Here is a 24924-nt window from a genome sequence, read left to right as displayed (position 1 = left end):
CTCCCTTGTTTGAATGAAGCTGGGGGTTAGGTAATACAGGTTGTGTATTGCTGAATCGCGGAATACAAGTTCTTATAACAGGTATAATCATCATGTTACGTGAATATTTTCACTTGTATGCTGAGAATGGAGTGAGAATCAGGATGTTTGTCTGGAATGGTCAGGGAGTGCGGGAATAACTGTAATGGTCGCCCCGGCCAAGCGCAATTTCATAGCCTGAGGCGGCGATACGGAGTTCGATGCATCCGCGGCAGCGCGGGCCGTCGTCTCCGGTGCAGATTTTGTTCTCATACAGGGCGTATTTCTCGCGGACCCGCAGCGGTGACAGATTGGGCATGACGACATTGGCGCCGGCAGCCAAAGCCTTCTCCCTTCCCCCCGGGTCCAGACTGCCCATGGCTGTTGTCGCCGGCATCAGCGCCTTGGGAACTAGCAGCCGGGCCAGCGCAATAAGCACCAGCGTTTCGTCGACAGTCCCGCCTACTGCATGCTTAAGCGGCGTGGAGCTATGCGGGATGAACGGGCCGATGCCGATCATTTCAGGCTGGAGCTCCTTCAGGAACAGCAGATCCTCGGCTAAATGCCCGTAGCTTTGTCCCGGAAGGCCTACCATAAACCCGGCACCGATCTGATAGCCAATGCTCTTGAGCAGTGCCAGCGAACGGAGACGGTTCTCATAGGACATCCCGGGATGCAGCGATTCGTACAGCGGACGTGAAGCCGCCTCATGCCTGAGCAGATACCGCTCTGCTCCCGCCTCATACAGTGCCCGGTAAAAAGCTTCACTCCGCTCGCCGATAGACAGCGTAACCGCCGCATCTGGGAAACGTGATTTCAGTCTCCGCACAATGCTGATCATCAGCTCCTCGGTGAACCCGAAGTCTTCGCCGCTCTGCAGGACAAACGAACGATACCCCAGCTTGTAGCCTTCAGCCGCGCAGTCTACAATTTCTTTCTCCGTCAGCCGGTAGCGCTCCGCCTTCACATTCCCCCGGCGCAGTCCGCAATATTTGCAGTTCTGCTTGCAGAAGCTGGAGAATTCAATCAGCCCGCGGACGTAAACCTGGGTACCGTAATACTTCCTGCGGGTTTCGTCTGCCAGCTGAAACAGTCTCTTCTTGAGGACGGGCGTCATTTCCTTGAGCAAAGTGACCAGTTCTTCAGCCGTCAGGGAGTGCTCCTCATTCAACCGGTTCAGCAATGCTTCCGCTTCCATTGGGTGATGTATCCCCCCTTTCCGGCCACCATGATATGAATTACTTTAGATTATGCTGTACCCTTGCCTTCGATGACGGTGCCATATGGAGAGATCAGAGCACTCCCACGGCATCCGAATTGGAATTATCCGCTGAATTTCCGGTTAAATAGGCAGCTCCTCCTTTGCGCAATGCTGTAGTTAACCGCTTACAGTGATTTTGGCGAAAAAAATAGGCAACCCGGGCCGCTAATAATATTAACGTAGTGGGATGCCTATTGCCTTAGCATGTAGGAGGTGTATTTGTCATAAATTGTGTCATAGCCGCCGAAGCCTGTCAATAGAGGGAATCACATATTTTGTCATTGTTTCATATAAAAAGCCTTACAGTTTCTTATGACCCTCCAGCTTACGTAAGATGGTTCTCCATATCTGCGGGATGCACCAGCACCCACATATAATACAAAGCTTTGGAGGCTGCGCCGCGTGTTACCGCCATTCTGGGCGCAAGCTCCGTCGACACGGCCAGTTCGCCGCGCCTGATCCCCCGCTCCGCACGAAGCAGTCCTAGCTCGTAGGCCCGCCGGATCTTCGGCATGAGTACAGGCGCAATCTGCGCCGTATCGGTCAGTTGGGCGAATGAGACCAGCGGATAATACATAATGCCCCGCGCTTCAGGAGCAAGGTATGGATCGTAGCCCGGATCATCCGGCCCCAAGGCTTCGCCATTGTAGTCAGTCATATAACCCGGCTTCTCCGTGAACCGCATCTGGTAAGCATCCAACAGCATTGCGCCCATCGTTTCTCTTGTTAGAGCTGCAGGCTCCCCGTAAGCTTTAAGCGCCTCAGAGGCTGTGCCCATAATATTCGAAAGCGCCTGCGCAAACTCACTGCCGGACACCGGCTGCTCCGGATGGAACCACCCTTCCGCATCGCAGAGGAGGACACCGAGCTGCAGCAGCTTTTCAATCTGGTTGCGGTAATAAGCACCCGGCCCGGATACGATGTCCCGGGCGATTTCGGGATAAGTTGCCGACCAGTCGTTCAATTGGAAGGCCTCATGAACGTCAGGCCTCAGATAGCCTGCAAGCTCCGCCGCTGCCGGGTCTCCCTCCGCAGCCAGCTGTACGAAGCCGGAGACGATCATCCGGGCGAACTGCTTGGACAGGCATTCCTTGAAGTGGGTGCCGTCGTTCTTCCGGGCCGGATGCCCTCCCGCATAGCTGCCGTCATTGGTCTTTCCCGGCGTCTCCCCGGCCTCAATCGACATGAACCCGGCCGTAGTCGCTTCCACACCGATTTCGTTGTAATAATCAATACTCGCCCGGTTCAGATCGACCAGTGTAATGCCGTGTTTACCTGCCAGCTCGCGCATGATTTGCGGAAACCGGCGGGTGCGGAACGAATCCGTGTAGATCCGGCCGGGTCCGGCGCCCCCATCCACTCTGGACATCGGCGTAACCAGTACGGGGATCAGGCCTCTCGCCCGGATCGCCGGCAAATACACCTCTTCCAGATACGTGCGGTACATGGCTTCTGTCGCCCCGCGGCCGAATCTCCGCGCCTCATCCTCCGATTCATCGTTATGGCCGAATTGGATCAGCACATAATCACCGCTGCAGCCGGTCATCAGAATATCGTTCAGCCGGCCTTCGCTGTAAGCACTCTTGAATGAGCGTCCGCCCATGGCATAATTAATAACCTTCACCCGGTTTAGATCAAAGAGGCCCGGCAGCACCTGCCCCCACCCGCTCATCGGCGCCTCGGCGAAAATATAAGATTTCACCGTGGAATCGCCCAGGGTGAAAATGGTCGGCAAGCCCGGCGCCGGTCGTGACAGCGGCGGCAGCGGAGTCAGCACAATTTCGGCCAGTCCGACCGTTTCGCCCGGTGCATCCGGCTCCAGCTCGATATCGACAACCTCCCGGCCGTTCACATAATCATAGCACCACATCCGGCCTTCCCGCCTCATCTGCGTCCGGTTCGGTACCAGCTTTGCTGCATCCCAAAACGATATAGACGACAACTGGGCCGTATTCATTCCGGATACTGCAATCGTCGCTTCGGCGGACGCCGGTGTTAGTGTAACCTGAATTCGGTAGGCTCCCGGCGGAGCCTTGACCCGGAATGCCATACCGAAGCGGTTATAATGGTCTTTCTTGACGCTGTCATCTTCCTCTGTCGCCGGCTCCGTGATGGTGAAGCCGTCCGCTTCCCTGACAATGGCTGAGGTATGAACCCTGCGCGGCGGCAAGGCCAGGGTATGCCGGGCGAAGCCGTAGCCTCTTTCGGGATCGTACGGCACCGCACCGTGGACCGGGTCGAACGGAACCTGGATATAGCCTTCTTTCGGGTTTACTGCAAAATTGAAGCGGTAAGGACGGATGCCCTCTCCGGGTGTTTGGGAGAAAGGATTATCCGGCACGGTATTTCTCCGCTTCCAGCAGGGCCATCAGCAGCGGCGCCATCCCCATTGGCGCGTCGGTAACCACCGCTTCAGAAATATAATAGTCATACGAGCCGTTGCGGTCGATGCTGAGTCCCGCCCCGTGACAGATACTGTGCAGGTGAACGCCTGCTTCATCTTCTGACACGAGATGCTGCAGGATGCCTTCGTACCCCTTCCACATCGCCGCCGCGAAAGACGGCTCCAGATAACCCAGCCTGAGTCCCTTGGCCATGGCGTAGACAAACATATTGGAGCCTGAGGCTTCCAGGTAATTGCCTTTACGTCCGCCTTGGTCGAGTACCTGATACCACAAGCCGGTCTCTGCATCCTGCACTTTAACCAGCGCGCCGATCATCCGCTGGAAGATGCCGATCACCGTTCCTCGTTTCGGATGGGTAACCGGGAAATGCTCCAGACAGTCCACCGCAGCCATGGCATACCACCCCATGGCCCGGCTCCAGAAATGGGCGGACAGACCGCTCTGTGAATCGGCCCACTCCTGCTCCTTCGACTCATCCCATCCGTGATACAGCAGACCGGTGCGCGGGTCGCGGGTCATGCGCTCGATCAGCAGCAGCTGATGGGCAGCCTCATCGATCAGCTCGGGACGCGCAAACACCTTGCCGTATTCCGCGAGGAACGGTGAGGCCATGTAGAGGCCGTCCAGCCACATCTGGAACGGGTACACCTTCTTGTGCCAGAAGCCCCCTTCCGAGGTGCGGGGGTGAGAGATGAGCTGGGAGGCGAGCAGATGCGCTGCTTCGGCGTACCGCTCTTCCCCGGTTGCCCGGTAGAGCGGGAACAGATTCTTCCCCTGATTAATCTGGTCAAGGTTGTATTCCTCCAGCCGGTAGGTCCGGATGGAGCCGTCTTCCTGAACAAAGGCTTCCATATGCCGCTGCATAAAAGCCGAGTATTCCGGGACACCGAGCTGCTCTCCGGCCCGGGACATGGCCAGCAGCAGCATCCCCGGCACATAAGCCCAGCGCTCCAGAATCCATGCATGCTGTCCCTGTGCGCTCGACTGAGACAACACCGTGTCCGCTATCCTGCGGGCGAGGTCGAGCCCGTTCGTTACTGTCTTGTCAATGGCCGTCATGTTTGTGTTCCGCCTCCTTGGTTGTTGGAATCTCAGGTACCGTGCCAGTGTCTGCGGCCAGCTGTTGCCGCAGCCAGGCAAATGCCGGTCCCCCGTGAATTTCATGGCCCCCCTCGAAAAAGTCGGCCTCCACCCCATCCGGTTGTCCCGCCGCCCTGTAGATTTGCGTTAGCCGGTCCAGGGCTTCACGCACACCCGCCTGGCCGAACAGATGGTCCTTGGCGCCCGATTCCACAAACAGGCCGCGCGGGGCGATGAGCCCGAGCAAATCCGGCATTTCCGCCTCCAGCAGAATGCCGGGAATGTAATTATCCAGGCAATGGTTCCGCGAGAGGATGCTGGCGGCAAAGGTATTGGCATAGCCGCTGACGACGGCACAGGCGATGCGTTCATCGAGCGCAGCCGTGAACCCGGCGACTAGTCCGCCGCCGGAGATGCCCATTATGCCGATCCGTGCACTGTCGGCCTCCTCCCGCGACTGCAGATAATCCAGCGTGCGCATCGTTTCATAGATCCGGTAGCCGGCCATCGTCTGCCCGGCCATCAGCAGAGCCGAGGACAGCCGGAAGCAGGAGTTTCTGCCGTGTTCACCTGAGGCCAGGTCTTCCTGCAGCCGCCGGTCGCCGAAGCCAAGCACCTCCGGTGCGGCGACAATGAAGCCCTGCCGGACGAGCGAGACGGCAAAGTCCTTATGCAGTCCCGGCTCCCCCTGCCGCTCCGAGCCGTCCGGCTCCAGCCCCACAATCTCGCGGCTGCCGTAGCCGTGTCCATGGATCGCCAGTACGCCAGGCGCGGGCCTTGGCAAGGGTTGCTGCGGAATGAGCAGATATAACGGCATCCGCAGCCCTTCGTATGTTGTAATCTCAATGCGCTCGCGGAAGTATCCGGCGCATTCCGTCCGCTCCAGCAGCTTCGGTTCAAGTGCCGCCGGGACAGCCGGGAACCCGCCCAGCCGTTCCCTGAAGCGGGCCCCGAGCGCAGCGCGCCACGCCGCGAATGTAGTCTCCGCCTGAAAAGCCGACCGGCGCGGCGCCGATCCGGTCAGCCGGCTCATGTATTGCTCCAACGAAGCTGGTTCCAAAGTATCCATGCCTCTCCGCCTCCTTATGTAGCACGCCTGCGCTTAGTAGCCTTCGGGATGCCAGCCGTCCAGCACCCGGATGACCCGGTAATCCGCGGCTTCCTCAGCAGCCAGCTGGCGCGACCACGGTACCCGCGCCGCCGGGTTCGCACCGGGACCGCTGCTGCCGAATTCCTCATAGCGGCTGGTCGCCTCCCGGTCCGGCTGGCCCCAATTGTGCCAGCCCTCGGCAAGAATCGAACCGTCCATTACAGTGCGGATAAACGCTACATGGGCGTAAGGGCGCCAAGGACGGCCGAGGAACACTTCGCCCACGCCCTCTCCGCTTGTGATCTCACAATCGAGGAACACATAACCGAACGGCGTACCCTCCGGTGTCGAGGCCGCTGTGATATAACTCCGCGAACGCTTGGTATGCAGCCGGCACCGGTCGAACAGTGCGGTTGCGGGACCAAAGATATAGTCGACATCCCCTTCGATGTAGCAATCATTATAATATTGCTTGCCTTTACCGGTGTAGAGCGTATCCTGGTCGCCGAGCAGCCGCACGCGCCGGAATACGGCGTATCCGGCGTCGACAAACGCGGCTACCGCCTGCCCGGTTCCCGGACCGGAAGCGTTGCGGATCGTTACGTTCTCCGCCGTAAAGTTCTCTGCGAACACATTCAGTGTCCCGGTACGGAACGTTCCCAGCGGTGTGCCGTCCGGACCCAGCGTGTGGGCATTATCCGACCAGCTGATGATCGTCGAAGCAGCATCGTCCCCCAGCAGCAGAATCGGCGGCGCGTCGGGGCCGACCGTAATCTTTTCCTCGTAGACCCCCGGTTTGATGCGGATCGTGACAGGAGAAGAATCTCCTGCCGGAATTGAGTCAATCGCTTGCTGCAGGCTGCTGCAGCCTTCATTATCCTGTTTGGACACGGTAATCAGCATCATGAATAGTCTCCTTTTCGGACTACCTGTATTTATTCTATAATTATATCAACTGTCTGTAGGAGAAGAGGAACGAAATGATGTCCAGCATTAGCAGCCCCAACCCGAAATACTTTCTGGAGGATGGCCGGTTCAGCATCCAGCACATGAAGCGCAAGGGAATGACCGCCATGCCGCGTCCCCACAGCCATGAGTTGGTCGAGCTGTATTTCCTGTGCGAAGGGGAACGCGTTTACTTCGTGGATGACCGTGTCGTTACGGTGCACAAGGGCGAACTGATCCTGATTCCCGCTCGGCAGCTGCATGCCACGGCAAGCTCGGAGATGGCCGAATTTGAACGGATTCTGATCAATTATGACCCGCTGCTTCTGCCGCCGCCGCTGCGGGATGAGCCGTTGTGGTTCCACAGGCGCGGCTACCGGCTGTTCCGCCTGACGCTGCGCGAGCAGAACGAAGCGCAGCAGCTCCTGAACCGGATGCTGGAGGAATGCCGCGCCGGCCGTGCCTTTCATGAAGCTTGCGTCATCGCCCTCTTCAGCGAGCTGATGATTCTGCTGCAGCGCTCGGAGGGCCTCCAGCAGTCCGGGACGCCGAAGCATCCGCTGCACAATCTGGTGACGGATGTGGCGACTTACATCCGGGAGCATTACCGCGAAGCGCTGACGCTGGAGGAAACGGCCGGAGCCTTCTTCATCAGTCCGTCTTACTTAAGCCGCGTGTTTCACAGGCTGACCGGCTTTCACTTCCGCGAGTACATCGTCCACATCCGGGTCAGGGAAGCGGAGCGCCTGCTGGCCGGATCTGCCGTCAAGATTCAGGAAATCGCTTCCGCTGTCGGCTTCGAGCATCTGTCGCATTTCAACAAAACCTTCAAGAAAGCGACGGGCGTAACTCCGCTCCAATACCGGAAGCAAGTAAAGAGCCTGCCTCCGGTTTATGCGGAAGATGAAACTGTACAGGACTAGGCGTCCATACCTGCCAAACCTGCCATACCTGCCAGCCCTTCCGAATTGCGGATCTTAACGTTATGACACTTATGCGTCATAAGCGCCGGTGTTTCCTGCGCTTTAAGCGCAATGTCATCCAGCAGGATCCCGTCGGCATGCCGCAGCAGGATTCCGCGGCGGCTTACCGCACGGAGGCCGTAGACGGCCAGATCCGCAAGCGGCAGTTCCGGCAGGCCATTGACGAGCAGCGCTGTGGCAGCTCCGCTTACGACTATGTTCTTGAGCGTGATATTCCGGAAGCACGGTGTCTCCTCCGTGACCGGATAAACTTCTTCGTCACTGCCTTCCGAGCCTTCCACACCTGCATAGAACAGGTGAAAAGAGACGCCCTCATGGACAATATCCTTCATCAGGATGTTCTCCATTACAATATCCTCCACTACGCCGCCGCGGCCGCGCGCGCTCTTGAAGCGCAGGCCGATATCGGTGCCGTTAAACACACAATCGCTGACCCGTACGGCATTCACGCCGCCGGACATTTCGCTACCGATGACCACGCCGCCGTGCCCGTGGTATACCGTACAGTGCCGGACCGTAACATACCGGCACGGCAACCCTACTCTGCGGCCCTCCTCATCCTTGCCCGATTTCAGGCAGATGGCGTCGTCCCCGACGTCGAAGGTGCAGTGCTCGACCAGCGCGTTCGTACACGATTCCAGGTCCAGGCCGTCCCCGTTCTGCGAATACCAGGGGTTGCGCACCTGGACCTTCCGGATCGTCACCTCTTCGCAGGCCAGCGGATGCAGGCACCAGGCCGGCGAGTTCTGGAAGGTCGGCCCCTCCAGCAGGACGCGGACGCAGCTTCTCAGGCTCAGCAGTGTAGGACGCAGGTACGGACGGGCCGGAAGGTATGCCTCCCGCGCGGTTTCCCCCTTGGCACGCAGCGCCTGGCAGTACGCCTCTCCTTCCAAGGCATCGCGGCTAGGCCACCAGATTTCGCCGGCTTCGTCCAATGCGCCGCCGGAATCAATCAATGCCTTCCACTGCTGTGCAGTCATTTTAAAGCGCTTGACCGGACGCCAGCCTTCGCCGCCGCCGTCGAAGATGCCCTCACCTGTAATTGCCACATCGCTGAGCCCGTCGCCATCCAGCGGCGCCTGGCAGCGCCATCCGGCATTGCCTTCGAAATGGGAGGGGACCAGCGGATAGAGCCGGTAATCGGAATCGAATTGCACCAGGGCTCCGCGCTCCAGATGCAGGTTGATCCGGCTGCGGAGCGTGAGCGGTCCGGTGCGCCAGATGCCGGCTGGGATGACTACCTTGCCGCCGCCCGCCGCAGCGCACGCGTCCAGCGCCGCCTGAATGGCCGGCGTGCAGAGCGACATGCCGTCGCCTGCCGCGCCGTAGTCTCTAACATTCACTGTATATTCGGGAATGTCGGGAAGCTGTGGTACCGGATATTTTTCCGAAGGCAAATCTATGCTCATCTGCTGTCTCCCCTTTCTACTCCAGCCCTTCATAGCTGAACCAGCCGAAATCGGCGTGGTTCCCGCTCTCGGCACCCTGCGAGCTGGCATACAGGCCGATATAGGCACCTGTGAAACCGCCGGCCAGATCGGTACTGAGCACTCTGCCGTCCGCATTTGCGTACAGCTCCGTCCATTTGCCGCTTTCGTTCTCTCTATAGTAGAAGCTGTAATCCTGTCCGGAGGCTTCAACCTTGAACTGAACTTGGCCTTTCGCCCATGGTACGGTTGTGAGCACCTCTTCATCGCCGCGGCGGCGCACCGACAGCGACAATGTAGCTTCGCCTTCCAGCAGCCCCAGCTCCAGCCGGAAATGGTTGTCAGCATTCTGGAACAATACCACACCTGCAACCTCGCCTTCCGCTGCGGGCGAGAAGGTCATGTCGGCCGTTGCCCGGAAGCTGAGATGCTGCTGGCGTCTGGCGATCAGCGAAGGATTGGCAATGTCCGTCAGCCGCTCGGGCTTCAGGCGCAGCCGCAGGCTGCCCGGCTGTTCACTCAGGCTCCAGAAGTCGCCGCGCGGTGTCCGCAGGAAATTCCAGACCATGGACAGCTCTGGACCGTCGAAGTCGTCGCGGACGGGAAGCGGCGGCCACGGCGTCTCCGGCAGATCGGGAGCCGGCGTTTCAAATTCCAGCATTCCTTTGCCGGGATTGACCACCGGCCATTCATTCTCCCACTTTACCGGTGTGAGGAAGGTTTCACGTCCCAGGTTGCGGTAATAACCGCCGCTGGTCCGTGATGCAAGGCAGAACATCCACCAGTCTCCATGCTGAGTCTCCAGCAGTTCCCCGTGGCCGACGTTGACGATCGGGAATTCGCGGCCCAGATGACGGTGCGTCAGAATCGGGTTTGATTTATGGCCTTCATAAGGGCCGGTAACATTCTTGCTGCGGGCGATGGTAATGGCATGGGTATGCCCGGTGCCGCCTTCGGCGATCAGCACATAGTACCAGTCGCCGATTTTGTAGACATGCGGTCCTTCCTGGGCATGGCCCACCTTGAGGGCGCCCTGCCAGATGCTGAGCTTCTCGCCTAACAGCTTGCCGGACTTAAGATCGATCTCCTGCAGCCAGATATCCATATGCTTCGGATAATCCTGCCCTTCCGGAGGAACGCGGTTTCCGGTGTAGTAGACCTTGCCGTCTTCGTCGAAGAACAGCGACGGGTCGATGCCCGGGGCATCCTCCAGCCATACCGGGTCGGACCAGTCTCCGGCCGGATCGGCCGCCGTAACGTAGAAATTGTGCTGGTCCTTGTTGTTGTCGACGAAGGTCGTAATCATATAGAATACGCCGTCATGGTAACGGAGCGTCGGCGCCCAGATTCCCATGGACGGGATGGTCCCGTCCAGATTCAGCTGCGATGGCCGGTCCAGAATATGTCCAAGCTGGCGCCAGTTCACCAGGTCCTTACTGTGGAAGATGGGTACACCGGGGAAGAATTCAAAGCTCGATGTGACCAGATAGTAATCCTCGCCGACACGGATGGCCGACGGATCGGGATAGAAGCCTGGCAGGACCGGATTGCGGAACGTTCTCAAAATGTGTAGCCTCCTTGGGCGCGAATAACGCGATTAATATGTAAGCACCACCAATTATAGTTCGTATAAATACAACTTTCTTGTATTTTTCATGTTCGGTTTCTCCTTTTTTATACTTTCATGCTCTATTGCGAGTAATTAGCTGCTTGTCAGTGTCTGGCTTGTCGCTCTAGAATAGGTATAGTAGGATTGATTCAAAGGGGCGATCATCATGAGAAAGAGAAAGAACCTGTATACCCACTTTTTTTTGAGTCTGACCACGATTGCGGTCTGCAGCGTTCTGGTGCTGGCGGTGGCGATCTTTTTCTGGTACCGGAATATTACGATTAATAATGTCAACAAAGCCAACCAGAGCGTGCTGCTCAATACTGAAACCGTTTTTATGAACTATAAAGAGATTGTTCAGAACTACACGATGGACTTCTATGCCAACCCTAACATCAATGCGCTGATGATGAGCGGCGACAACGGGTGGAGCGATCAGCTGTACAGCGCCCTCAGCCAGATCCGCGGTGCACTCGTCGTCAATCAGTATCTGGAGAACGCGTATATCTTCGGTATCGACAAGCCTGTAGCGATGTTCGAGAATATGCCGCTGAGCCCTGCTTCCAAGGAAGAGCTGTTCCGGCGGGTCCGGGATAGCCGCATTGTGGAATCCCCCTTCCTGTGGCATGCGAAGCAAAACAACGGGACCCCGGTCACTTTGATGACTGTGTTTTATAACGACCGCGCTTTTGACAGCAGCGGGTACTATGGTGCGGTAGCGATTACCGTCAATTTATCCAAGCTTCAGAACAACCTGTTCTCACAGGAGGACAGCGACTCCACGCACTACAAGGTGCTAGATGCCGGCGGCGCCGTACTGATGCACAGCCCCGGCGGCGGCGCGCTGGAGACGGATTTGCTGGAACAGATCGTGGCGCCCGGGAAGGAGCAGGGCTCCTTCGTCTTGAAAGGAAGCGGCGAGCCTCAGCTGATTACGTATGTGCATTCGGCTAAGGACAACCTGTGGTTCTTATCGGAAACGCCTTATCAAGACAGCATCCGCGACATTTCCAGCGCCCGGAACCTGATGATCGCCTTATGCCTGGCGCTGACCGTTGCCGCTGCAGCTACCGCCTATTTAATCTCCCGCCGGATTTACCAGCCGATTGGCCGGATCTTCGGCAACATCGCCAATATCTCCGGCAATGAGAATGCGCTGAAAGGCGGCGATTACAACACGGTCAGCCAGGAGCTGGAGTCCATCGGGGAGCGGCTCGCCCAGCTGCGCAAAGAGAACAGCGACAGCGCCCTGATGCGCTGGCTGCTGGCCCCGCGGGGCAGCTCCGGGCACAGCGGCGAGCCTGTCCAGCTGCCTGTAGCGGGCGGCTCCTATTGCGTCTGCGTGCTGTCCATGCATGCCGGGGAGCCCGGCGGCGATTTGCAGGCCGCCTGTGAGGAGCTGCTCGGACGCATTGATCTGGCCTTTGCGGAGTGGGCCGAAATTCGTACCTTCCGGCCCCATCAGCATACGGCCGTTCTCATCGTCAGCGAGCTGAACCCGGGCTGCTTAGGCGATTATGCGCTGTTCTGCAGCCACTGGGAGAAGCTGGAGCTGGCCTCTTCCGCTTCCAGCCTGCAATATGCCCTTGGCATCAGCACGCTTACGGACGATTCCGCGCTGTTGAAGCAGAAATATGACGAAGCTGCCGAATGCCAGCGTTACGTGAAGTTTCATCAGCACCGGCAAGTGATCTTTGCCGATGATATCATCCATCTCAACAGCAGCCCGGTGCAGGCCAGCACCATGGAGCCGGTGCTGCAGGCGGTCAGGCTGCAGCACCAGAGCGACCACATCCGCCAGGCGGTGGAGCGCCTGCTCGCGGTCGCCTGCAGCTACCGCGCCGAGCCCGCTGCCGTGCTTGTGGCGAAGCTGGCCTTGGAGCTAAGCCGGACAGCAGAGGTCAAGGCGGACATGCGCGACTTTGGCTTCCTGGATTATTACCAGCACATCGAGCGCATCAAGAGCTATACAGAGCTGCGAAGCTGGCTGGAGTCTTGCTGCTATGCGGCCCGCGAACGGCTCGTTCATATGGACACGGTCCAGACCCGCAGCCTGGCCGGCGAAGCCATTCACTATATCAGCCAGCATTACAACGATCCGAAGCTGTCGCTCAATGCGCTCGCCGAGAAGCTGGCGATCAGCCCGGCCTATCTCAGCCGGCTGATTGCCGACGAGACCGGCAGCAGCTTTCCCGACCTGGTTAATCTGCAGCGCCTGGAGCAGGCGCAGACCCTGCTTGTGACCGAGCTCGCGCTGGATATCCGCGAGATTGCCGAGCAGGTGGGCTACAACAGCAGCACCTACTTCACCACCCAGTTCAAGAAGCGATACGGCGTTACGCCGTCCAAGTGGCGGATGAACCATATTTTGCAGCAGCAGGAGTAGTGGTCTGCCATTATGAAGTTGCTTAACACGATAATGAAGCTCCGGGGATGCTTACCGCCGCGTCATGCGGCGGAGCATCCTGTTTGTGTTTGTGGTTGGAATGGACACTGCTCCATTGTCAGATACTTGTCCCAGCGTGTGCGAATAACCCTCCTGTGGTTAGTGCTAGCCGATGTCTGCAGAAGCTTGTGACTGCTAACAAATCGCAGCCGCTATTTTACCGAATAACGCTGTTATTAGCCGGCAACGGACACAGCTGCGCTCATCCGCTGCCGACAGGGTAAAATGCATTTTCCCCGCAATCGATTTGGGGGTTACTGGGGGTGACCAATCTTGTATCTCCTTCAGTTCCATCCCATAGTTCTATCTGCCACCAACACCACCACTGCCCTTCTCCACACCCTCTCTTAAGCGCTCACTAAATTCACTAACCTCTTTGTTATCAGCAGTCACCACAGAAATATGATGCCTTTTACGTTTTTTTAAGCTCCGCAATTACGGTTTTTTTAAACTTTTCCCGTTTATTTTGATAGCGTTTTCAAGGTTTGCGGCAGTATGCTTTGCCATGTAGAAGCGGTTCCCCGGATTTGCTCAGTTCAAGGGAACGCACACAAATGAACACGCTAACATTAAAGGAGTGGAACACCAATGATGCAAGAGGCTACGCCGGTGAAGCCGGACGGGCGGATCGCGAAGACGCGGGTGTCCAAGACACGCAGCTTCGAAAAGTCCTTACAAAGGGACGGATCGCTGTACCTGCTCGCCTTGCCGGGAATCGTTATCCTGATCTTGTTTGCTTATCTGCCGATGAGCGGCCTGATCCTCGTTTTCAAGAACTACAATTTCAACGACGGAATCTTCGGCAGTCCCTGGGCGGGCTTCTCCAACTTCGAATTTTTCTTCTCCAGTATGGAGGACGCCATGCGGGCGACGCGCAACACGGTCATGCTGAACGTGCTGTATATGGCTACCGGCACTTTTTTCTCCGTGGCTATCGCCATTATTCTGAACGAGCTGCGCAGTAAATGGTTCGTCAAAATCACCCAAAGCGTCATGTTCTTCCCGTATTTCATTTCCTGGATTATTATCGGGGCCATCCTCTTCTCGCTGCTGGATTACGACAAGGGAATTATGAACCAGATGTTCACTGCGCTGGGCCTTGGACAGGTCGACTGGTACTCCAGTCCATGGCTGTTCGTCATCGTGATGGTGCTGGCGAATATCTGGAAAAGCGCGGGCTACGGCGCGATCATCTATTACTCCGTGCTGCAGGGGATTGATACCTCCTTCTATGAAGCTGCGAGGATCGACGGCGCTTCCCGGTGGCAGATCATTACCAAGATCACGGTGCCTATGCTGATCCCTTCCATCATCCTGATGTCGCTGCTCAATATCGGCGGGATGCTCAAGGGCGATCTCAGTATGGTCATGGGCGTTACCTTCCTCAATCCGCTGCTGCTGCCGACCACCGACATTATCGACGTGTATGTCTATCGTACGGCCATCCGCTCGGGGGAATTCGGGTTCGCATCCGCCATTACGCTCTATCAGTCCGTCTTCGGCTTCATTCTGGTGCTGGTCGCCAACAAGCTGGCCGGCTGGTATGACAAAGACAGCAAACTATTCTAGGAGACGAAAAGCATGCAAACTACCGAAAACAAAGGTTTACTGATTCTATTCTATTTCTGTATCGCCGTGTTCTCCATCGTGTGCCTGGTACCGTTCGTGCTGGCGGTCTCCGGCTCGCTGTCCACGGAATCGCGGATCGCGGCGGAAGGCTACTCCTTCTGGCCCCGCGGCTTTACGCTGGAGACTTACCAGTTCCTGTTCGGCTCCAAGGCGGAGCAGATTGTCAGAGCTTATTCCATGTCGGTGCTCGTGACCGTGCTCGGTACGGCCTCAGCTGTCCTGGTGACCACCGCATATGCCTATGTGGTTTCCGTCAAAAGCTTCCGCTTCCGAAACGTCTTCGCCTTCTTCGCCTATTTCACCATGCTGTTCAGCGGCGGTACGCTCCCTTGGTACCTGCTCAGCACCAAATACTATCATCTCGACGATAAGCTGATCGGCCTCTTCGTCCCGTATCTGCTCAGTGTGTTCCTGATGTTTCTGATGACGAACTATTTCCGCAGCATCCCGCATGAAATTGTCGAGTCAGCGGAGATTGACGGTGCCGGGCATTTGCGCATCTTTTTCAGTATTATGATTCCGCTCGGCCGGGTGGGGCTGGTGACCATCTCCCTGTTCTACGCGCTGCAGTTCTGGAATGACTTCTATCTGCCGCTGATGCTGGTTACCGATCAGGAGCTCTATACGATTCAGTACCTGATGTACAACATGATGGCCAATATCCAGTTCCTCGCCTCCGGCAATGCTGCCCAGGTGGGAGGCGCCATCATCGCACCGCCGCTGGAGACGGCCAAGATGGCCATGACCTGTCTGACCGTCCTGCCGATCGCAATTCTGTATCCGTTTCTGCAGCGTTTCTTCGTCAAGGGAATTATCGTCGGCTCCGTTAAGGGCTGATCACAGGTAACATCAACCGCTTTATGGTTGCACCAGGCTAAAGACTCCCTGCCGCCGGCGTTCCTGTAGTACAATGGCAGTAAGGGAGCCAGCCTTTGCAATAGATATCGATTCCATTTCAGGAGGGTTCATCATGACAAAGAAAAAAGGTTGGTTCAGTCTGCTCCTCACGGCCTCATTCCTGCTCAGCGCCTGCTCGCAGGGCAACAATGAAAGCGCTAACGGCGGCAACGGAAATGCGGGTGCTGCCAGCCCGTCCGCAGAAAGCGGCATAGAGGCAGGTGGCGGGCTCGCTCCTGCCAAGCTGAAGATCGTACTGTACGGTGACGAGTCGAACCGGATGAAAGAGCTGGCCAAGACTGAATTCTATGATGTTGTTAAGGAAGAAATCAATGCCGAGGTAGAGTTTCAATTCCTGCCTTGGACCGAATACGCCGGCGGTAAGACCGACCTGATGCTGTCCACCGGCGAAGACTTCGCCACCTACACAGATGCCAACTACATGGTCAAATCCGTGGCCAAGGGCCTTTACACCGACCTTACCCCTTATGTGGATGCGGCGGCCGACCTCAGCAGTAATGTGGACGAGGCCTCCTTCAAAGCCTTCCAGTTGGACGGCAAGCAGTATGCCGTTCCGGTCGGCAACAAGCCGAACTCGGCGGAATTCTACAGCGTGCTCGTACGCCAGGATTTGCTGGAAGAAGTCGGCATGACCGAGGTCACCTCGCTGGCCCAGCTTGAACAGTTCTACGATAAAGCCCATGCCGCTCATCCGGAGCTGGTCGGCTATGCCGGAGTAGATGCCCGCCGCATGTTACTGTACGATTACACCGACAAGAACCTGTATTGGCAAAATGAATTCATCGCCCTCGACGAAGCCAAGCAGGACGATCAGATTATCAGTTGGTTCGAAACGGAGGAATTCAAGAATTACGCCAATTTGATGCACGGCTGGTATGAGAAGGGCATCATTCCTAAATATGCCGCCACCAATACACCGCAGCTGCAATCCGACTGGAACTCCGGCAAGGCGATGTTCTGGGCAGGTACCGCCGCCCGGCCGTTTGAAGGCGCGGCCACGATTTCACAGGCGGTTCCGGATGCGAAGCTGGTCAACTACTTCCTGGGCGAAGGCCGTCCGAAAATCAGCCGCGGCACCTACAGCACTGCCTTCTTCGTCTCGGCGGCAGCCAAGGACCCGGAACGCTATGTCATGTTCTTCAACCTGCTGCAGAAGAATCAGGAGCTGTATGACCTGTTCGCTTACGGCATTGAAGGTACCGATTTCACTTTGGATGAGAATGGTCGTCTGACCAAGCTGACCACCGATGCGCTGATTCCCGACTGGCTGCTGATGAACAAGAATTTTATCCGCTTCGACAATACCGTGCCGGATGAGTTCATCGCCGAATACAAGGCTTGGGACGAGGGTGCGATTATCTCCAAAGGCGCCGGCTTCAACTTCGATAACACACCGGTCAAGAACGAAGAAACGAAGCTGAACGGCGTGCTGACCGAGTATATGGCACCGATCGGCAGTGGCTTCGTCGATTATGAGACCGCTTATCCGAAGGCGCTGGACCGCCTCAAAGCGGCAGGCATCGATAAATACATTGCCGAATACCAGAAGCAATTCTCGGAATGGTACGCGGGCCAGCAGTAATAATTCACGGGGAGTGCGGAGTCAGATATGATTTATAACAATGTGGAGCTGTACAATGTGCAGGACATGATTGAGGACCCGGAACGCGGCGGCTTTCTGCTCAGCCGCCTTCCGGCCGGGGTGCGCTCCGCAGTCAACAGCGGAGCGCAATACGCCTGCCTGTCCGGCAGCGGCGTTGAGCTGCGCTTCCGGCTGGTGGGCGAACAGGTAACGCTCGTCCTGGCCCGCGATGCCGTACCGGATGCCGTCTCCCCCGCCGGTATCTGTGAAGTGTATCAGGGCGGATTCCAGGGCTCATACCATTTATCGCCCAAGGTCATAACGACTGAGCCCACCCGGGTAACGATTACCCGGCAAAGCCTGGAGTCCCTGCTTCCAATCCAGGACAAGGAGCAGTATCCGTATGATCCGGAGCTAATCCGGGTGCTGCTGCCCTACGACTGGGCCAACCGGCTGGTTGACATCGAGGGCGACGTCGCCCCGCCGCTCCCCGGACAAGTTCCGAAGCGGCGCTATCTCGCTTACGGCTCATCGATCACACACGGCGGCAGCGCCTCCGTCCACTCGGCAGCTTATGCCAGCCAGTTGGCCCGCAAGCTCGGCCTGGATCTGATCAACCTCGGCATGGCCGGCAGCGCGCAGATGGATGCGGCTATGGCGGAGTACATTGCCGGACGGAACGATTGGGACATTGCCACGCTGGAAATGGGCGTCAATGTGACCGGCTGGCCGCTCGACCGGTTCCGGGCAGCCACCGAAGCCTTCGTCAGCCGCATCGCCGATGCCCATCCGGACCAGTGGATCTTCTGTACGGATATCTTCCGCAATTACAATGACTACAAGGCAGAGAGCATCAATGACGGCTTCCGGGATACAGTCCGCGAGGTTGTGCAGAGGCTGAACCGGCCAAAGCTGATCTATCTGAACGGCTACGACCTGCTGACCACAGGGAGCGGCCTCTCTTCCGACGGTCTGCATCCGTCGGACAGCGGTTTCGCCGAGATTGCGGAGCAGCTGCACCGCCGGATTACGGCGATTGCGTGGCAGGCGGGGGCCTGAGCTTAAGCGCCAACATGGCCTTTCCTCTCGCTGCACGTTCCCTTTTCGCAAACTATAGTTAGAAATTCGCCACTTAATTTCACCTGTGTGGAGGATGTTCTCAAGCTTGGTGGATTAACGCCACTTAATATGGATGACAATTAGCAATTGAACCAATATCGTCCCAATTAAGCAGCAATAATCGAATTAAATGGCTGAAATCCGCAAAAAAGGCAAAACTAGTGGGCGTTTATCCACCTATTTGCAATGGGGGCTGTGTTTGAGGCATACTATCAAACGCTGCTCCCAGTTTCAACCCTCACCCATCGGATATTACTCTTTTGTTCAACTTATCTAGTAAAAGAAGCTGCTCCTCAGTCTTTTCATGACTTGAGGAGCAGCTTCTTTTTGCGGACGGGTATCCGGTTTTTCAATCTGTTGCATTTCATACATTAGATTAGCCGATTACGGGCAGTTATAGCTGTTCTAATGCATTTCGTGCAACAGAATTCTGCAAATCGCCCCTAAAAAGCCATCTCCTCCTCCATCTGACGCACAAACTGCAGCAGAACTAAGATTAGGAGATGTATACGGGCGATCTATTGCACAAACTACAATAGAGCTGTTGGCGCGGTTAGCCGGAGCGCCTCTTCCTTCGTCATAAGGTCCAGCTTAAGAACTCTTATTCCAGGTTCACGCGAGGCAGTGATCCGTGGTGTTGCGGACGACAGTTCCTGGCCCGGAAATGCCTTCGGCAGGACCTATTCCTCCTGCACAAAATTCAGCACCCGCTCATCCACTACGGCCGCCGCTCCAAGATCCGGCTCCGCCGTCAATTCAACCGCAGGCTCTTCAGGACAGCTGTGCAGCTCCAGCAGAACCAGCTCATTGCCGCCTTCGCGCAGCAGCGGGCCGGGAATATACAGGGCGCGCTGTGGCCCGGCACTCCAATACCGTCCCAGATTAAAGCCGTTAATCCAGGCTACCCCCTTCCCCCAGCCGTCGAACCGCAGGAACGTATCCTCGCGCGCGGCAGCCGTGAAAGATCCGCGGTAGAACGCCGGCCGGCCGGCGTGCAATTGATCGTGCACGGTTACCTGTGCACCTGGGTTTGTGCCGGGTCCGTTGCTTGCTTCAGCACTGGATTCAGCGCTTGCACCAGCACCCGATTGAACGGTTGAATCAGCATCTGTTTCATTTCGGTCACTGTCTGGTTCAGTGCTGGGTCCGTTGCTTAGTTTGTCTATACCGGTGTTTGGCTCAAAGCTTAATTCAATGCCTGGTTTGTCTAGTTTGGTGGTGGTTGGTCCGGCCTTTGATTCTATGCTTAGGTTGTTTTGCACGGTGCCTGATTCTGCGTATTGTTCTGCTCCTGGTTCTGCCTTTAACCCTGCGCTTGGTTCTAAGCCTACTTCTACTGCTACATCCTCCCCTCCAACCTCGCCAACCCCGCTGTAACATACCCGCTCCAGCAGCTCCGGCTCCATCGGCAGCGTAGAGATCGTCCAGTTGAACTGATACTGGTTGTCGATCAGTACGCCTTCCGTTATGCCTTTGCGGTCCCTTAGCCACGGTCCGTAATTGACCCGGCCCATATTCTCGACCAGGATATCGAGCCTTGCCCCTTCGGGAGGAACTGTCAGGTCGAGCGGCTGCGGGTTCCAGCGCTCCACCACGCCGAGCAGCGCGCCATTCAGGAACACCTGGGCCCGGTCGCGCACCTTGCGCAGATGCAGCTGCTGCCCGGTGCGCGGGCCTTTGATCCAGGTGGAATACAGGATGAAGCCGTAATTCTGGCCCAGCTCCTCCATCGTCCGGGTAGTGACCGATTCTGCGTTCAGCACGGCTAAATGTTCAGCCTGTGACAGCAGATCGGCGGTCTCCGTCAGCTTCACCACACCGATTGCCTGTTTCGGCTGCGGCGCGGGCAGCTCCCCGCCCGGCGACACCCCGTGCTTGTCCAGCACGGCCCGGATCGCCTGATATTTCTCTGTAATGTCGCCCCATTCCGTCAAGGGCGCATCATAGTCATAGCTGGTTACGGTCGGCTCATAGCCTGCGATATGATTGGCCCCGCTGTAGAAACCGAAGTTGGTGCCGCCGTGGAACATGTACAGATTGACCGATGAGCCCTGCTCCAGCATTTCGTCCAGGACGGCGGCAACGTCAGCCGCCTCACGCACATGATGCGGTTCCCGCCAATGGTCGAACCAGCCCAGCCAGTATTCCATGACCATTAAAGGTTCATCCTGACGGTATTCGCGGTACTTCGCGAAGGACTCGGAGACGCGTGAGCCGAAATTGACGGTCGCATGCAGCCCCTCCACTGTCCCACCGATCAGCATTTCGTCGGTCGGCCCGTCCGAAGTGAACAACAAACAATCTACGCCTCTGCGGATTAGCCCATCCCGCAAATATGCCAGATAGGCCGTATCGTTGCCGTAGCTGCCGTATTCGTTCTCCACCTGCACGGCGATCACCGGCCCGCCGTTCGTTCCGAGCAGTGGCACGAGACGCGGAATTAGCTCATCGTAATAACGGTCGACCTTCTCCAGATAAGCCGGGTCCATGCAGCGCAGCGCCATCTCTGACTTCAGCAGCCAGGCCGGCAGACCGCCGAATTCCCACTCTGCGCAAATGTACGGGCTGGGCCGCAGAATGACATGCAGCCCCAGCTGCCCGGCCAGCCGGACGAACCTTTCCACATCCGCCATTCCGCCGAACCGGAAGACGCCTTCCTCCGGCTCATGGAAGTTCCACGGGATATAGGTCTCTACCGTATTGAAGCCGCAAGCCTTCAGCTTCAGCAGCCGGTCCTCCCAATACTCCGGGACCACCCGGAAATAATGCAACGCTCCGGCCAGGATGCGCAGCTCCCTGCCATCCAGCCAATACTTCTGATCCTTCCAGGCCAATCGGGCCATGGCTGTTCCTCCCATCTGTCCGCACAGCCGAAGAGCTCCGAAGGAAGCCGCATGGCACTCTTCGAAGCTCTCCGGGTTAGGCGCGTCTCGTGACCTCTTTATTTGCTTTCTTTCTCATTGATAACCTTAGTCGCTTCATCGACCATCCACTTCTGCACATCGTCGATCGATTCATTGCTCAGCATAAACTTGCTGAAGCCGTCGCCGACAATCTTGGTCAGCTCCGAGGTCGATACGGTGATGACACTGGAAGCATCCAGATATTCGATGTCCTCGCCGAAGAGCGTAGACTGCAGCGATTCCACATCGTACAGCTCGGCGTTGTCGCCGATCAGGCGGTCCAGGACGGCCTGGTTGTCCGCTTTTTTCCAGCCGGAGAATTCGGTTCTGGCCTCGGAATCCGCTGTTGTCATGTAACGCATCAGTTTAAAGGAAGCTTCCTTATTCTTCGAGGTTGCCCCCATTACCACCTGATTGCCGCTGGTGAAGTACTTGCCGCCCTCATAATCCTTCGGCTCGGCGCCTGCCGGCGGCAGCGGAACCGGTGCAAAGGCGGTCTTGAAGTCATGCGGGTACTGCTCCAGATTGGCCGGGTCTGGAATCGTCCAGCTGCCGGTCAGCACCATGGCCGCTTCTTCGTTGAAGAACTCGGTCCGGTAGTTCAGCTTGGCCGCTAGCACATCGGCATACGGCTTCGCCGACTGGTCCACCGTCTCCATATCCTTGCGGAGCTGGAAGAAGTATTTATAGGTCGGATCGGCAAGGATCGTGCTTCCGTCATCATAGCGGAACGGGTCCTTCATCACCGTCTGCGCCGGAGCATTCATGTACAGCTCCCAGGTGTGGAAGTACGAGCCGTACCGTTTGTCGACGCCTTCGCCTTTGGTCAGCTTTTGCGCATATTCCCGGTAGTCGTCCCAGGTCCAGCCGTAGGTCGGCACCGGCAGCCCCACTTCATCCAGCGCATCCTTGTTCAGCAGCACATAGTTGAAGCTGGAGGTCAGCTGCATGCCGTAAATTTGATTGTCAATCTTGGGATTGACATAATACTCGTCCTCAGGAACAAGGCCTGCCTGTTCGTAATACTCATCCAGCGGAGCAAGTGCGCCCCGGGTAGCCCGCTCATAGACCGAGCCCAGGTTGGGCAGTGCGATGACGTCAACCGCTTCGCCCGAGGAGATGAGGAAATCGAGCTTCTTTAGCATTTCGACCGAATCCCCCGGCACCAGCACCACGTGCTCCACCTTGATCTCCGGATTCTCCTTCATGAAGTCGTTCAGCATGCCTTCGGTGGCGACGGACTGGGCTTCATTGTCCCAGTTGTAATACTTGATGGTCACCGGCTCGCCGGAGCCTGCCGCAGCATTGCCCCCCGTTCCTGGATTTGCCGCAGTGTCCGAATTTGCGGAACCGCCGTTGCCGCAGCCGCCTAGGGCGATGGCTCCGGTCAGCAGCAAGGTCATTGCCGCCGTCATCTTGCGTTTGGTTGTGTGTTTCATCCTGCTTCCCCCTTGTACCTTAAATGGATGATGCTGCTGATTCCCCCTCAGTATAGCCGCCGCCGCGGACAGCCAAGTGTACAATTTTGAGGGGGAAAGAGGTTATTTTTGACTATCTGCTTCGGGTACCAAAATACTTCGTCCGCCTGATGAAGGCGCTCTTTAGCCTTTGACTCCGCCCAGTGCGATGCCGTTGATAACCTGCTTCTGCATAATAATGAAGACCGCAAGCAGCGGAATAATGGCCGACAGCGCCGCCATCATCATAATGGCGTAGTTGTTGGTGTAGTCGTCGCGGAACAGCGTGATTCCGAGCGGAATCGTGTAGAGCTCCTTACTCATCAGGAAGATCAGCGGATTCTGGTAATCATTCCACGTCCAGATGAATTTGATGATCGCCACCGTCGCCAGTACGGGCTTGCATAAAGGCAGCATGATTGAAGCGAAGGAGCGCAGATGCCCCGCCCCGTCGATTCTGGCCGCTTCGAGGTATTCATCACTGATGTCCATCATGAACTGCCGCAGCAGAAACGTGAAGTAAATCGAGAACATGCTCATCAGGATAATCGCCGCATGCGTATCGTACAGCCCCAGCCAGCGGATGATCAGGAAGCGCGGAATCAGGGTGGCCTGATCCGGGATGATCATGAAGGACAGCAGCGCCAGAAAGATCAGGTTGCGTCCGCGGAAATGCAGCTTCGTCAGCGCATAAGCCGACATGGAGGAAATCACCAGCGTCAGCACCGTCGTAATGATCGCTACCTTCAGCGAGTTGAAATAGAAGTCGTAGAAGGGCACGCGGCCCATCCATACCGCCTTGAAATTATACATAAAGTTGATATTGTCCGGAATCCACTGAATCGGGAAGCGCATGACATCCTTTTCGAATTTGAACGCCGCCGAGACCATCCAGATCAGCGGAATCAGGAAAACAATTGAAACCGCGCCCATGATCAGCGTCAGGATGCTTTTGGATAAATGTTTGCCGAGTAATTGCATGTTGAACCCCTCCCCTTAAGCTTCTTCGTTGCGCATTTTCCAGGTTGCCGCGGTAATGACGCCGATGATGGCGAACAGCAGCCAGGAAATCGCCGATGCATATCCCATATCATAGTTGCTGAAGCCCTCTTCATAGATGCGGTACACCAGCACCGTAGAAGAATTGTTCGGACCCCCCTCGGTCAGATAGGAGATGATATCGAACACCTTGAAGGAGCCGATCAGCATCGTAATGAGCAGGAAAAAGGTTGTGGGACGCAGCAGCGGCACTGTAATCCGCAGGAACTTCCGCAGCGGCGTCGCGCCGTCAATATCAGCGGCTTCATAAATCTCGCTGGAGATATTGGTCAGCCCGGCGGTATAAATGATAATGGTGTACCCCAGACTGGCCCAGGTACTGATAATAGCGATGGACAGGAGCGAGGTATCCGGGTCGACCAGCCATTTTGGCGGCGAATCGATTCCCAGCTGCAGCAGGAACTGGTTGACCGGTCCGAGCGACGGATGCAGCAAAGCGCTCCAGACGGCCGCAATGGCGATAATCGACGAAATGTAAGGAATGAAGAAGACGACCTTGAAATAGCTTTTGAGAAAAACACTGTTGTTGATAATGACCGCCAGCACCAGGGCAATGGCAATCGGTATAGGCACCGTCATTACGGTATACAGCAGATTGTTCTTCAGCGCCTCCAGCACGGCAGGATCCCGGAACAGCTCGGCATAATTGCCCAGGCCAATCCATTCGATGCCGGATACGCCGGAGAGCATATCCCATTTGGAAAAGCTGAGGTACAGCGAAAATCCGAGTGCGAATACGTTCAGCAGCAGCATGCCGATAATCTCGGGAGCCAGAAACAGCCAGCCGACGAGTGCTTCCTTCCGCTTCGGTGTCCAGAATTTCCGCTTCCCGGTCTCCGGTACCGCTGCCGCCATGTTTTTTACAGCTTCCACTTCCATCACCTCTAACTGATTTGTTGAGATCATCATAATGGAATAGCTGCGGCTTTAAGGGCCGGATTCTGACCCGTAAAGAGGACGATTTTGACTTGTTGGGCAGGGCGGAAATCTGCG

Annotated in this window: 17 protein-coding genes; 6 read left to right on the top strand and 11 right to left on the bottom strand. The window is 56.9% G+C overall.

All coding sequences use genetic code 11. The annotated features are described in order from the left end of the window. Positions 1 to 160 precede the first annotated feature (160 nt). The 5 genes from hydE to F1381_RS07000 all read right to left on the bottom strand — a co-directional run bounded on the left by hydE (position 161) and on the right by F1381_RS07000 (position 6760). Positions 161 to 1216, bottom strand: a complete 1056-nt coding sequence (hydE, locus tag F1381_RS07020; RefSeq protein WP_151734105.1) for a [FeFe] hydrogenase H-cluster radical SAM maturase HydE — start codon at positions 1214 to 1216, stop codon at positions 161 to 163. Between the two features lie 388 nt (positions 1217 to 1604). After that, positions 1605 to 3620 carry a GDSL-type esterase/lipase family protein gene (locus F1381_RS07015; RefSeq protein WP_151734104.1) on the bottom strand — a complete coding sequence of 672 codons (2016 nt, stop codon included), beginning with the start codon at positions 3618 to 3620 and terminating at the stop codon, positions 1605 to 1607. Beyond that, positions 3610 to 4743 (bottom strand): glycoside hydrolase family 88/105 protein, encoded by a 1134-nt coding sequence (locus tag F1381_RS07010; protein ID WP_151734103.1) that lies wholly within the window; start codon positions 4741 to 4743, stop codon positions 3610 to 3612. The genes F1381_RS07015 and F1381_RS07010 overlap by 11 nt, the downstream gene beginning before the upstream one ends. After that, entirely contained in the window at positions 4730 to 5833 is a 1104-nt protein-coding gene (locus tag F1381_RS07005; RefSeq protein ID WP_187355227.1) for an alpha/beta hydrolase family protein, read from the bottom strand. Before F1381_RS07005 ends, F1381_RS07010 begins: the two co-directional genes overlap by 14 nt. Positions 5834 to 5866: 33 nt before the next feature. Beyond that, positions 5867 to 6760: a pectinesterase family protein gene (locus F1381_RS07000; protein ID WP_151734102.1), complete on the bottom strand. Its 894-nt coding sequence runs from the start codon at positions 6758 to 6760 to the stop codon at positions 5867 to 5869. A 74-nt stretch (positions 6761 to 6834) separates the two neighbouring features. Between F1381_RS07000 and F1381_RS06995 the strand changes: the two genes are divergently transcribed. Further along, positions 6835 to 7722 (top strand): helix-turn-helix transcriptional regulator, encoded by an 888-nt coding sequence (locus F1381_RS06995; RefSeq protein WP_246187934.1) that lies wholly within the window; start codon positions 6835 to 6837, stop codon positions 7720 to 7722. On the opposite strand, the gene F1381_RS06990 is transcribed toward F1381_RS06995, so the two are convergent. Both F1381_RS06990 and F1381_RS06985 read right to left on the bottom strand, forming a co-directional pair. Beyond that, positions 7719 to 9191 (bottom strand): glycoside hydrolase family 28 protein, encoded by a 1473-nt coding sequence (locus tag F1381_RS06990; protein ID WP_151734101.1) that lies wholly within the window; start codon positions 9189 to 9191, stop codon positions 7719 to 7721. The two genes, F1381_RS06995 and F1381_RS06990, sit on opposite strands and share 4 nt — an antisense overlap. 16 nt (positions 9192 to 9207) lie before the next feature. Continuing rightward, the gene (locus tag F1381_RS06985; RefSeq protein ID WP_151734100.1) at positions 9208 to 10773 is read right to left on the bottom strand and encodes a glycoside hydrolase family 43 protein; all 1566 of its coding nucleotides are present in this window, start codon (positions 10771 to 10773) and stop codon (positions 9208 to 9210) included. A 211-nt stretch (positions 10774 to 10984) separates the two neighbouring features. On the opposite strand from F1381_RS06985, the gene F1381_RS06980 reads away from it, so the two are divergent. The 5 genes from F1381_RS06980 to F1381_RS06960 all read left to right on the top strand — a co-directional run bounded on the left by F1381_RS06980 (position 10985) and on the right by F1381_RS06960 (position 18452). After that, the gene (locus tag F1381_RS06980) at positions 10985 to 13204 is read left to right on the top strand and encodes an AraC family transcriptional regulator (protein ID WP_151734099.1); all 2220 of its coding nucleotides are present in this window, start codon (positions 10985 to 10987) and stop codon (positions 13202 to 13204) included. Between the two features lie 648 nt (positions 13205 to 13852). Continuing rightward, a complete protein-coding gene (locus F1381_RS06975) occupies positions 13853 to 14833 on the top strand; it encodes an ABC transporter permease (RefSeq protein WP_151734098.1) in 981 nt (326 codons plus the stop codon). A 12-nt stretch (positions 14834 to 14845) separates the two neighbouring features. Beyond that, entirely contained in the window at positions 14846 to 15730 is an 885-nt protein-coding gene (locus tag F1381_RS06970) for a carbohydrate ABC transporter permease (RefSeq protein WP_151734097.1), read from the top strand. 133 nt (positions 15731 to 15863) lie between these two features. Continuing rightward, positions 15864 to 17393, top strand: coding sequence for an ABC transporter substrate-binding protein (locus F1381_RS06965; RefSeq protein ID WP_187355226.1), 1530 nt, complete (start codon positions 15864 to 15866; stop codon positions 17391 to 17393). Between the two features lie 27 nt (positions 17394 to 17420). After that, complete coding sequence (locus tag F1381_RS06960; RefSeq protein ID WP_151734095.1) at positions 17421 to 18452, top strand: SGNH/GDSL hydrolase family protein; 1032 nt, start codon at positions 17421 to 17423, stop codon at positions 18450 to 18452. Between the two features lie 740 nt (positions 18453 to 19192). Here the strand turns inward: F1381_RS06960 and F1381_RS06950 are convergent. The 4 genes from F1381_RS06950 to F1381_RS06935 form a co-directional block, all read right to left on the bottom strand. Continuing rightward, complete coding sequence (locus F1381_RS06950) at positions 19193 to 21355, bottom strand: glycoside hydrolase family 35 protein (protein WP_246187933.1); 2163 nt, start codon at positions 21353 to 21355, stop codon at positions 19193 to 19195. Positions 21356 to 21453: 98 nt separating this feature from the next. Then, a complete protein-coding gene (locus F1381_RS06945; RefSeq protein ID WP_151734094.1) occupies positions 21454 to 22854 on the bottom strand; it encodes an ABC transporter substrate-binding protein in 1401 nt (466 codons plus the stop codon). A 162-nt stretch (positions 22855 to 23016) separates the two neighbouring features. Beyond that, positions 23017 to 23853: a carbohydrate ABC transporter permease gene (locus tag F1381_RS06940; RefSeq protein ID WP_151734093.1), complete on the bottom strand. Its 837-nt coding sequence runs from the start codon at positions 23851 to 23853 to the stop codon at positions 23017 to 23019. A gap of 15 nt (positions 23854 to 23868) precedes the next feature. Continuing rightward, a complete protein-coding gene (locus tag F1381_RS06935) occupies positions 23869 to 24810 on the bottom strand; it encodes a carbohydrate ABC transporter permease (protein WP_187355241.1) in 942 nt (313 codons plus the stop codon). Positions 24811 to 24924: the final 114 nt, after the last annotated feature.

Source organism: Paenibacillus tengchongensis (genome assembly GCF_008973665.1).
GTDB lineage: Bacteria > Bacillota > Bacilli > Paenibacillales > Paenibacillaceae > Paenibacillus_AQ > Paenibacillus_AQ tengchongensis.
The sequence above is the reverse complement of the archived record's forward strand: the minus strand, read 5'-3'. Positions and strand labels throughout refer to the sequence as shown.